The sequence below is a fragment of the Synechococcus sp. CCY9202 genome (assembly GCF_034931685.1).
Classification (GTDB): domain Bacteria; phylum Cyanobacteriota; class Cyanobacteriia; order PCC-6307; family Cyanobiaceae; genus CBW1002.
The window spans coordinates 1-10518 of sequence record NZ_JAYGID010000055.1 but is presented as its reverse complement, the minus strand read 5'-3'; the positions used below and the strand labels follow the sequence as shown (position 1 = coordinate 10518).

Sequence of the window (10518 nt, the reverse complement as noted above, 5' to 3'; positions counted from 1 at the left end):
GGCCAACGATGCCGAAATCGGGCAGTTTGCGGCTCTGATAGCCGCCGATCCGACTTTTTGAGCCGGAAATCCACTGATGCCTGTGGAAAACTGGCTCGTGGGCTCGTTTTTCAGCAAACTCCTAAGGCATTGGGCAGGGCGGAACTCGAGGGGTGTGTCGCAGTTTGAGGGAAGGGCAATCAATAGGCTGATTGAGCGACCGAGCACCCAGATCGATGAAGCGAAAGCGCAAGAATTTCTCGAAGGGGTGATTGCTCTTTAGGTGTATAAGATTGCCTAGAAATCGGCTTCAGCATGATGGGTTGCCCGAATGTGAGCCGTGCGTTAATCCTCTACACGAAACGTTACCACCCGCGCGAAACAGGCTTCCGCAATCTTTAGCCAATTTTGCCTGCTAATCCCTAAGCACTCAAGCATCGTCTGCAGAGCTACACCGGATGCCAGCATCCGCTGCCCTCTTGCATGAGTCTCCCGCCACGTTGGAGGCACCTTCAGCAGGAAACCGTGATCCCGTAGGAAATGAGTGATCTCGCCGTTGGCGTAGGTGCGTCCGTAGGGACGAAATGGCCCTCGTGCAGGGTCGTAGCGACGAGCAGCCTTGATCAACCCGATCATTGCGAGCTGCAGCAGGTCTTCCCTGGGGTGAACGGTGCGCCGGGCGAAGTTGCCGGCGATCTTCTCCGCCAGGTCCCTGTGCTGCAGCGCCAGGGCATCGGCAGCGGCGTGTGGCCGCACCGGCCGTTCTCGCCGGGGCCTGCAGCGAGGAGGCTGCTGACCCTGAGCTCTGGGCGGGTGATGCACTGGAGCGTGGAGATTGATCTCCAGCTGCTGCGCACGGGCATGGCACGCCGGGCGGCGATAGCGCCGTTGCCGCAGCATTCGCTCCGCCCCAGCGGCATTGCCCACCAGCACCACCGCGAGCGGCAGCACCAGCTGCACAGCAGCTGGAGTCAGCACGGCAGGGCGTGGGCTCTCCACTGCGGAAGGCTTGGGATGTTCCCGCACTGCGGACACCATCGGCACGCTCACCGGCTCACCAGCAGTGGCGTCACCACCGGCTGGATGCCCTGGGCCTTCCAGTAGCGGCCCTCCAGCCACAGGGCGCCGTGGCAGAAGGCATCCACCAGGTCCTTGCTGCCCTTTGGGAAGCGGATCGCTTCCTCCACTAGCGGCTGGGCCCGGTGGTGAAAGCGGATCTGGCCGGCCTCCACCAGCGGCGCCACGGCATGGGCCCGGGTTTCCTTGCTGCCGCGGGCGGTGATCGGCAGCATCCCCGGCACCCTGCGGCGAAGCGTCTGCAGCACTGCCGGGCCGTTGGCCGCGTCCTCAATCAGCACGGCATGGGGCCGCAGGCCCTGCTGCTCCAGGGCCTCCAGGCATCCCAGTAGGAAGCGGATCACCTCCGGCAGGCCAAAGCGGTGCCGCGCTGCCCAGAGCACCTCGATCTCCAGGGCGGCTGGTGGCGGCGGCCCGTCAGGTTCACCCGATCGGGGGATGCCATTCCGGGCTTGTGGTGCCAGCAGGCCGGCCAGGCAGAAGCCGCAGTAGTCGCTCTCCGCTTCCCCCTTGAAGCTCAGGTCACACGAGAGGGCCAGCAGGGCGTAGTGACGCTGGCTGCCCTGCTCGCGGGGGAAGGGCGGCCTTAGCCACTGGCGCAGGAAGATCGAGCCCGACGCCGGGCTGGGCCGCTGCTGATACAGCGCCGCCCACCAGTAGGCACCGAGGCGGGCTCTGATCTTGAGCAGTTCCCGCAGGGGGAAACGCTCTGGACAGAGCGCCTCGCCCGGCTGGCGCCAGTCGGGGATCAGGGTGCAGGTGGGCGGCAGCTTGGGCCGTTCTGCCGGGTACTCGGCGATCGCCGGCAGATCCAGCACGGTCCAGTGCTGGGGCGCTTCCCCCAGCTCCTGCTCCAGCAGCCAGCCGATCACGTCCTGGTGGTCCCAGCGAGTCAGCACCACCACCTGGGCCGAGAGGTTGGGCTGCTCCCTGCCGTCTGGCCCCAGCACCGAGGCCGGTTCGGCGCGGGTGAGCCACACCGAGCGCAGCCAGTCGATCAGCTTCTGCCGCAGCGCCGGACTGGCGGCATCGCCGGGGCCCTTGTAGGGGTCGTCGATGATCCCCAGGCTGTAGCCCTTGCCGGTGAACGGGCCATCCACACCGGCAGCGATGCAGCCGCCCCGCTGGCGGGTGAGCCAGTTCCCCACGGCCGCCGAATCTCTGGCGAGCAGATGGCCCGTCACCCGGTAGAAGTGGCGGGCTTCTCTGGAGTGGGCATAGGCCAGCTCGGCTGAGTACGAGGCGATCGCTGCGAAGAGGTGCGGGTAGCGCTGCAGGAAGTAGGCCGGGAAGAGCTTGGACACCAGGAGGCTCTTCCCCAGCCGGGGAGGACAGGTGACGATCAGCCGGCTGAGCCGGCCATCGGCCACCTGCTGCAGCAGCTCGATCAGCAGCTCGGCCCAGCGGTGGAAGCCATAGCGGGGGTAGGCCTCAGCGATGAAGGCCCGCAGGCTCTGGGGCGCCTGGGGCTCAGCAGCGCGGCTGCTCCCGGGTAGATGCAGCAGGCCGACATCGCCCCAGGGGTCCGTCTCCGGCAGCAGCAGGCCGCTCATACCCGCGGCTCCGGCGGCTTGATTGGCGCCCGCAGCAGCCCGCCGATCTCGGCGATCACACGGAAGGCACCCACCGCAGCGCTGAACTGCTCGGCGTCCATGGCCCGGCGGGCGCACTCATTGAGGGCAAAAATCTGCTCGGCCTGGTGGCGGCGCCGGTCGGTGATCAGCTCCTCCACCATCCGCATCCGCGCCAGATCGAGATAGCGGTTGATCGTTTTGACATTGCTCACCCCCCAGCTTTCGCCCGCTTTTGCCCTGATCTCCAGCAGCGGCAACCGCTGGGCGATCCACAACTGGGCCTCGGCGATGCGGCGCTCCACCTCCCCGGCGGTGGCTCTGGGGGTCTGGGCGTGATGGGGTGCTCGGCGGGGTGGATTGGTCTGGCTGATCGGCCGGGTCGGATCCACCGCCACCGGCTCCCACAGCGCCTCTCCATCGGCATCCTGTTGATCGGGTGCGGAGCGCAGCTCCTCCACCGGATCAGTCGGGGTCTGGGCATGGGAACGCTGCGGCATCAGCTCAGAACGGCCGCTCCTGTGCCCTGGGCGCTCGGATGGTCCAGAAGGGTTTGCCGCGCTTCTCAGTGGCGTTGCCCTGCTGGATCGCTGCTTCCTTGGCGGCCTTGAGCTGTTTCTCGATCTGCTGCACCGCCGCCGGGAAGTCGTAGGTCAACCGGCCCGGGCTGTGGGAGAAAGCCCAGTCGTTGTGGCAGAAGGAGGGATCCAACTGGCCGCTGGCCATCGCCGTGTTGAGGGCCTCCAACAGCGGCTCGAGCTGCTGCTCCAGCTCCTTCTGCTGGGCCTTGAGCGTAGTGACCGCGTCCAGCAGGGCGTCGAGATCAGCGTCAGCAACCGCATCAGCGGCTGGCGCTGGGGAAGCAGCAAGCAGGAGGTCCGCCATCGAGGAGCACCAGAACAGTTGCTCGGATGATTCCAAGCCTGCTCAATCTAGCGGCCAGCACCTGCTAGCCAACCCATCGATTCAGCTCGCGGCTGCCCTGGCTCTCAGAACGGCCTGCGGGCTGAGCAGTAGCCGCTCCAGGCCGCAGCCCAGGCCGCCAGGCACTGCTCACGGCTGTAGAAGGTGCTGCAGGACGCTGCGCCGGGTTTGCTCCAGATCGTCTGGCCCAGCTCGTAGTGGTTCCCCTGAGCCGCCTCCAGCACCATGTAGCCACCGAGCTGGGCGGCAGTGGAATAAGGGCGGCCGTGGGCCGAGAGGGTCTTGAGGTCGTAGAGCACTCGCACCTCACGGCCCCGGCGCTCGCTCAGCGCCGGCGAGACGTAGGCGCCATCAAAAGCCCCGGCCACGTTGCGGGCCAGGCAGCAGGTGAGCCGTTCGCTGGCGATCACCTGCACCTCCTCCCAGAGCGGCAGTTGCAGCAGCGGCAGGATCCAGTCCCGGTACTGGTGATGGCCGCTCAAGGTCTCGGCTTCCAGCAGGGCCTCGCTGGCGCTCTTGCCCACCAGGAAACGGGCCTGGCTGTAGTGCTCCAGGGCCGCGTGCACCGTGGTGCCGCGCGGCTCCCAGATCGCCCGCTTGGCTTCGATTGAGCGCTTGGCGGTGTCGCTAAGGCCATGGGCCAGCACGCCGGTGATCGACACCGGGAACAGGTGATCGCCCAGCCAGTAGCGATGGGCATCCTCATCCCGCCAAAGGCCGGGGATGGGCTCAAGCCAGGTGGATGTGGTGGTGGTCATGGCCGTTTCAGTTGTGACGCGGTGTGACGGTGGGCGTAACAGCCGAGATGGCCGGCCGGCAGTGGTTTCTGGGGGTGCCTGTAACGATGTAACCCTTTTTCAGATATAGAGGCATTAGCAAGCAGCAGTGTCTGATTGAGCGGGTGTGCATTCGTCTTTGAATTCATAGGGGGCTCTATGTGCTCCCTGGAGCGTTACATCGTTACGGAGGCCCAGATCGCCTGCGGTGCATGGGATCTGGGCGTTACCGCTGCTGTTGTATCTGGCCGTTTTGTAACGGCTTTTGGTTACAGCACGCCCAGGGGAAGCGCAACGGCGCGGCTGACCATGCCGGCGCCACAGAAGCGCACCGGTCCGGCCCGTTGCGCACCGCTCAGGCGCAGCAGCACCACCGGCCAGCTGTTCTGCCAGGCGGTATCGACGAGGAAGTGCTCAATCGCCTTGGCGGTGTTGCTCACCAGCAGGCGCTCCTGATCCACCCGCAGGCCATGGCGGCCCAGGGTCTGGGCCGCCAGACCCGGGCTCACGTCGATGCAACTGCTGTGGCACGCCGCCAGCTCCACCAGTTCACCGATGGTGCGGGTGACGGGCTTGTCATCGGTCTCCACCCGCACCTGCCGCTGCAGGATCGTCTGGATGCAGCGGGCCTCGTCGGGGATTTCGGTGCTCTGGCTGTAGCTGTCCCAGTTGTGTACCTCAATGCACTCCTCGGCCTCCTTCTGGCTGGGAACTGCATCGCTGAGCAGCGACCAGGCCCCGGCCATCAAGGTGCCGTACTGATCCCCCAAGCGCTGGGAGTCGAAGTGGCGGGCGGCAGCCGCGGAGAAGACCACGACTGACTGGCGGATCACCGGGATCAGCGACACGGTCCTGGCGATCAAGCGCCGCGCCAGCTGCGGGGTGATGTAGCGCTCGAGATCGCGATCGAGGCTCTGCCAGTGGGCCTCGCGCTCCTCCTGGCCCATCTCGGTGGGGCTGCGCAGGGTGAGCTGGGCAAAGCGGCTCTTGTCGGCTCCTTGTTTGAGAGCGGTGGCGATCGAGGACATCAGGAACATCGAGCGCACCCGGTAGCGGCTGACATCGCCGCTGGGGGAACCCTTGAGCATCTCGGCGCTGCTCTCGCTGCTGGCCACCCGCGCCAGCGAGAGGATCGCCTGCATCCGCTGCTGGTCGCCCTTCTCGTTGCTCTCCGCCTCATCGAAGACCACCGGCACGGCGTCTGAGCAGATGGTCTGGCGCAGGCCGGCCTCTGTCGTGGCGCCCGACACCGCCAGGCGCAGGTCGCCGAGCAGGGGCACCACAAAGCGATCGAGGATCTGGCTCTTGCCCGAGCCGGCACCGGCGGTGAGCCAGAGGTGGGGCCGCCAGCGCAGGGCTCCGCAGATCGGCGCCAGCACCACCCAGCCCTGCAGCAGGGTGCCGGAGGCGGGCACCTCCCAGCGGAAGCGGTTGGCGATGCTGACGATCACTGCCGCTTCCTCCACGGTCAGGGGCTTGACGCCGCAGGGCCCCTCCTGGCGTTCGAGGCGCTGGTAGATGTGCCGCGAGCTGAACGGCTTGGTGATCGGGTGCTCCCCCTCGGGGGTGATCAGACGATCGCCGAGGTGCAGCACGGTGCGGCCCTCATCCCACCAGGCGCCGCGGCCGCGGATGCGCTCCACCGCAAAGATCCCCATCGCGGCGGAGCTCTTGTGCAGATCGCTGGCCGCGGCCGGCCAGTTCACACCGGTGCGGCTGGGGTAGAGGGTCTCCCAGTACTCCAGCGGTGCCAGGGCCACCAGGTGGGTGGCGGTGTGGCAGCCGCGGGGCAGCCGGATTACCTGGCCGGTGCTGGAAGGTTGGTAGAAGTTCGCGTCGGCGTCGTACCCCAGGCAGAGAAAGGGTGCTGCCGGCCTGGCGGCTGCCGCCGCTGCCGGAGCAGGCGGTGGCGCAGCTCCATCACCGCTGCCATCGGCACCTGTCTCTGAGGGTGTCCATGGCTGAGCTGCTTTCGCCAGCTGCCGCGCGGCCTGCCGGGGCGTCCAGTCGGCATCAGCCAGGTCCCAGCCCTGGGGCAGGTCCGGCGGCAGGGCCACCAGTTGCAGCTGACAGTCGAGGGGATGCAGCAGGGCGGCCAGGCTCTGCATGGCTTCCACTCCGGCGGCATCGGCATCGGGCCAGAGCGTCACCGAACGGCCGGCCAACGGCGTCCAGTCCGCCTTGGCGATCGCCTTGGAGCCGTTGGCCCAAGTGAGCACCACATGGCCTGGGAACAGGCGAGCGGCCGCATCGGCGGTGCCCTCCCCTTCCACCACCAGCACCGGGGCTTCTGGTCGTTGGCCCAGGCCCGGCAGGCCGTAGAGCGGCCGCGGTGCCGGCCAGTCGCAGGTGAAGGCGTCGCGGCGGCTGGGGCGATGCCAGTCCCCATCCAGCCAGACCCGATGCAGGAAGGCCTTGCCGCTGCTGCGCAGCCGGATCCGCTGGATCCAGAACAGCACCTCACCGGCGGCGTTCCGGTAGGCCCACTGGGCGGTGGCCCCGCGGTTCAACGGCGGCGGCGGGGCATCGGCGGGGGGCTTCTCGGGCATGCGCCAGGGCTTGCCGTTGCGGCTGGAACCCTGGCCGGAACTAGAGTTCTGGCCATCTGGCACCAGGCCAAGGAAGGCCTCCACCTGCCGGGCGGCCTCCACAAAGCTCCAGCCCTGCCGGCGCATCAGCAGGTCCATGCCGGAGCCGGCGCCACCGCGCTGGTCCTTGCCGCCGCACTGGTTGCAGAACCAGGAGCCGCTGCCGTCCTTGTCATCAAAGCGGTAGCGATCCGTCCCGCCACAGAGCGGGCAGGGCTGATGGCGATCGCTCAGCTCCGCGTCGCTCAACCCTGCCAGGGCAGCAAGGATCTCCGGCCAGCGGCCCCGGGCCGCAGCAATGGCATCGGCCATGGGATCTCGCTCACCAGCCCTGGCTGGCGACCGTCTGGTTCCCCGTAGATCCGCGATCAGGTGCGGGCACCAGGGACTCACGGTGGATCACCGCGTCGAGCACCTGGCGCAGAGCGGCTGAGCGGCTCAGGGAGCCGTGCCGACGGCGTGCATCAAGCCAGGCCAGCTGCTCTTGGGTGATCGAGACACTCACCGGCAGGGCGTAGTCGGACATGGGAACTCTGCTCGTGAACTACAGCCTAATGCTCTGGGCCAGCTCTCGCTAGGCTGAGCCAAGAAAGGCCAGCGGCTAGCCCCTGTCCTGATCCCCTGTGATCCTGATGGCCCCGATCGTCCTGCGCGACTACCAGCAGCAGCTGCTGGCCGATCTCCGCGCCGCCCTCAAGGTCCATCGCCGGGTCTGCGCCGTCATGCCCACCGGTGCGGGCAAGGGGCAGACCATCGGTGCGATCGTCCAGGGCGCGGCCGGCAAGGGCCGGCGGGTGCTGGTGCTGGCCCACCGGGCAGAGCTGATCGAGCAGCTCAGCGGCACCGTGCGGGCCTGGGGACTGGAAGCCGATGTCATCGCCCCCGGCCTCCGGCTGCAGGGCCGGCAGGTGGCGGTTGGCTCGGTGCAGACCGTGGCCCGGCGGCTGGGGCAGCTGTCAGCGCCGGATCTGATCATTCAGGACGAGGCCCACCACCTGGTGGCCGGGAATGCCTGGGGCCGGATCATCGAGGCCTGGCCTGATGCCCTCTTGATCGGCAAGACCGCCACCCCCGAACGCCTCGACGGCAAGGGGTTGGGCGTGGAGGACGGCGGCTATTTCGAGGCCCTGGTGCTCGGCCCCTCGGCCGCCTGGCTGGTGGAGCAGGGCTGGCTCGCCAGGCCCAAGGTCTTCTCCTGGCCTGGAGCCAGGAACAGCAAGCTGCGCCGCCGCATGGGCGAGTTCGACCTGGAGCAGGCGGCACGCGCCTACGGGGGCCGAGCAGCCATCGGCGATGCGGTATCTCACTACCAGCGGCGCCTGCACCCGGGCACCGCCATCTGCTTTTGCTGCACCATCGAGCACGCCGAGCAGATGGCCGCGGCCTTCCGCGCTGCGGGAATCCGGGCCGCGGCGGTGAGCGGCGGCACGCAGGCCGAGGAGCGCAAACGCCTGATCGCCGGGCTCGGCACCGGCGAGGTGGAGGTGCTCACCAGCTGCATGATCATTTCTGAGGGCACCGACATCCCCTCGGTGGGCGGCGCAATCCTGATGCGCCCCACCGCTTCCTTGTCGCTCTATCTGCAGATGGTCGGCCGGGCCCTGCGGCCCGCACCTGGGAAGCAGGAGGCGGTGATCCTCGATCACGTCGGCAATGCCCATCACCACGGCCTGCCTACCGATGAGCGCGAGTGGAACCTGGCCGGTCGGCGCCGGCGGGAAGGCGTCTCGATTCCGATCAAGGACTGCCCGGTCTGCTTCTGCAGCTGTCCCAGCGCAGCGCAGGTCTGCCCGGACTGCGGCCACCTGTTCCTGAACGAGGAACGCGATGAGCAGCGGCGCGGCTTGCAGCAGCTTGAGGGCGAGCTGGTTGAAGTCACGGGTTCAGTCCGCCACCGGCCCAAACCCAACCAGCAGCAGAGGCCTCGGCGCATGCACCCTGCAGCAGGCTGCCGGACCTTCGATGACCTGCTGCAGAGGGAGCAGGAACGTGGCTACAAGCCGGGCTGGGCGAGGCATGTCTGGGCTGCTCGGCAGCAGCGATAGGCCGGCCCGGCAACAGGGGGCATGGCCTCCTCCCCGTCCGAACACCAGATCCAGCAGCGCATCCGCCTGGCCTGCGGCCGCGGGCCGGTGCGGCTGTGGCGCAACAACACCGGTGCCCTGGTCGACCGGCAGGGCCGGCTGGTGCGCTTTGGGCTCTGCCGGGGCAGCAGCGATCTGATCGGCCTGCGCAGCCTTCAGGTCACTGAGGCGCTGGTGGGGCAGCGGATCGCCCAGTTCGTCGCCCTGGAGATCAAGGCCCCCGGCGGTGCCGCCAGCCCGGAGCAGCGGGCGTTTCTGCGCCTCGTGCAGGAGCTTGGCGGAGTGGCGGCCGTGTGTTGCTCGATCGAGCAGGCCCGGGTGGTTCTGGACCTCAGGCCTGCGGGAGAGCCAAGCGAATGAACAGGCCCGAACTCCGCAGGCAGCTGCAGGCCCTGGCCCACCTCCATCCCGGCATCCACCCCTACACGCTGGCCCTGCGCTTCCAGGCCCAGACGGGCCGGGTTCTCACCGGCCAACAAGTCAAACAGCTCTTAGCCGAGCCAGGAAACGACCGAGGCCAGCCTGCCAAGCTGTAACAAGCTATGGCTAGCAGTGCCAAGGAATGCTTAGGATCGGGCTATGGCACAAGCAAAGAAGCCCATCAAGCGCACCTACCAGGCCGTCCTGGACTGGCAGGACGAGTCCCGCAAGGCCTTCGGGAAGATGCTGCTCAACTGGCGCCGCCGCAATGGATGGACCCAGTACACCGCCTGCGAATGGGGCACGGAAGCCGAGTTTGAGGTGATCTCCTACGGCAACCTCTCGGTGATCGAGCAGGGCAAGGCCGGTGAGCTGCGCCAGAAGGCCTTCTTCCAGCTGGAGGAGATAAACCGCCGCCTCGACGACGGGCCTAGGAAACTGGAAGGGGTGAAAACCCAGCGGCTCAAGGATCAGCTGACGGACGCTGAGCCCCTGCGCGGAGATGACGGCAAGCTCTGGGACGCCGTCGATTTCTGGAGCTGCTACATCGGCTACGTGCCGGTTCCGAAGGCCTATCAAAACGCTTTGGCGCCCACCCTGACCCCTAAGCGTGCCGAGGAGATCTGCGAGAAGTGGCGCCAGCGCGCGCGCCGACTGATCAAGACAAGGACATTCTTTCGAGGAAGTGGCTCGGATGTATCCGAGGTCTTTCAGGCACTGGTTCAGACAGCGCCGTCAGAGCATCAGAAGCGCTTTTCCGAGGTTTTGACCATGGACGACTACAGCTCTTCTGAGCTTGCAAAGCTGTGGGTGGAAGGCGATGAGTTTCTGCCAGACCAGTGGATCAATGCCTGGCAGGAACAGCGGAGGAGTCCACTGGAGAAGGAGGTAGCTGCTGGCTGACCAAGGCCCGAACAGGCCAGCAAAACCCAGTACTCGGATGAATGCGAGCCAAGTCGGGGTTGCACCTAGCGTCAGCGAGCCGCTAAGTTCAGGCCAACGGGCACAAGCCCGGCTCTCAGTTGCCATGACGCAATCCACCGCACGCGCAGGCGTGCCACCCGACGCTCTCGAGCTGCTCGGCGAAAAGGGCGGCGGT

At 67.3% G+C, this 10518-nt stretch carries 11 protein-coding genes; 4 read left to right on the top strand and 7 right to left on the bottom strand.

Annotated features, from left to right (window positions below; all coding sequences use genetic code 11):
- Positions 1 to 324 precede the first annotated feature (324 nt).
- The 7 genes from VB777_RS08145 to VB777_RS08115 form a co-directional block, all read right to left on the bottom strand.
- Positions 325 to 1017: a sigma-70 family RNA polymerase sigma factor gene (locus tag VB777_RS08145; RefSeq protein WP_323248230.1), complete on the bottom strand. Its 693-nt coding sequence runs from the start codon at positions 1015 to 1017 to the stop codon at positions 325 to 327.
- An 8-nt stretch (positions 1018 to 1025) separates the two neighbouring features.
- Positions 1026 to 2609: a terminase gene (locus VB777_RS08140; protein WP_323248228.1), complete on the bottom strand. Its 1584-nt coding sequence runs from the start codon at positions 2607 to 2609 to the stop codon at positions 1026 to 1028.
- Positions 2606 to 3127, bottom strand: coding sequence for a hypothetical protein (locus tag VB777_RS08135; protein ID WP_323248226.1), 522 nt, complete (start codon positions 3125 to 3127; stop codon positions 2606 to 2608). Before VB777_RS08135 ends, VB777_RS08140 begins: the two co-directional genes overlap by 4 nt.
- A gap of 4 nt (positions 3128 to 3131) precedes the next feature.
- The gene (locus VB777_RS08130) at positions 3132 to 3512 is read right to left on the bottom strand and encodes a hypothetical protein (protein ID WP_323248224.1); all 381 of its coding nucleotides are present in this window, start codon (positions 3510 to 3512) and stop codon (positions 3132 to 3134) included.
- Positions 3513 to 3616: 104 nt separating this feature from the next.
- The gene (locus VB777_RS08125) at positions 3617 to 4309 is read right to left on the bottom strand and encodes a hypothetical protein (RefSeq protein ID WP_323248222.1); all 693 of its coding nucleotides are present in this window, start codon (positions 4307 to 4309) and stop codon (positions 3617 to 3619) included.
- Between the two features lie 287 nt (positions 4310 to 4596).
- Positions 4597 to 7227, bottom strand: a complete 2631-nt coding sequence (locus VB777_RS08120) for a primase-helicase zinc-binding domain-containing protein (protein ID WP_323248220.1) — start codon at positions 7225 to 7227, stop codon at positions 4597 to 4599.
- A gap of 10 nt (positions 7228 to 7237) precedes the next feature.
- Positions 7238 to 7441 (bottom strand): hypothetical protein, encoded by a 204-nt coding sequence (locus VB777_RS08115; protein ID WP_094591370.1) that lies wholly within the window; start codon positions 7439 to 7441, stop codon positions 7238 to 7240.
- Between the two features lie 106 nt (positions 7442 to 7547).
- On the opposite strand from VB777_RS08115, the gene VB777_RS08110 reads away from it, so the two are divergent.
- The 4 genes from VB777_RS08110 (at position 7548) to VB777_RS08095 (ending at position 10322) form a co-directional block, all read left to right on the top strand.
- Positions 7548 to 8960, top strand: coding sequence for a DEAD/DEAH box helicase (locus tag VB777_RS08110; RefSeq protein ID WP_323248218.1), 1413 nt, complete (start codon positions 7548 to 7550; stop codon positions 8958 to 8960).
- A gap of 21 nt (positions 8961 to 8981) precedes the next feature.
- Positions 8982 to 9359: a VRR-NUC domain-containing protein gene (locus VB777_RS08105; RefSeq protein WP_323248216.1), complete on the top strand. Its 378-nt coding sequence runs from the start codon at positions 8982 to 8984 to the stop codon at positions 9357 to 9359.
- A complete protein-coding gene (locus VB777_RS08100; RefSeq protein WP_323248214.1) occupies positions 9356 to 9535 on the top strand; it encodes a hypothetical protein in 180 nt (59 codons plus the stop codon). Before VB777_RS08105 ends, VB777_RS08100 begins: the two co-directional genes overlap by 4 nt.
- A gap of 205 nt (positions 9536 to 9740) precedes the next feature.
- Positions 9741 to 10322, top strand: coding sequence for a hypothetical protein (locus tag VB777_RS08095; protein ID WP_323248212.1), 582 nt, complete (start codon positions 9741 to 9743; stop codon positions 10320 to 10322).
- Positions 10323 to 10518 lie beyond the last annotated feature (196 nt).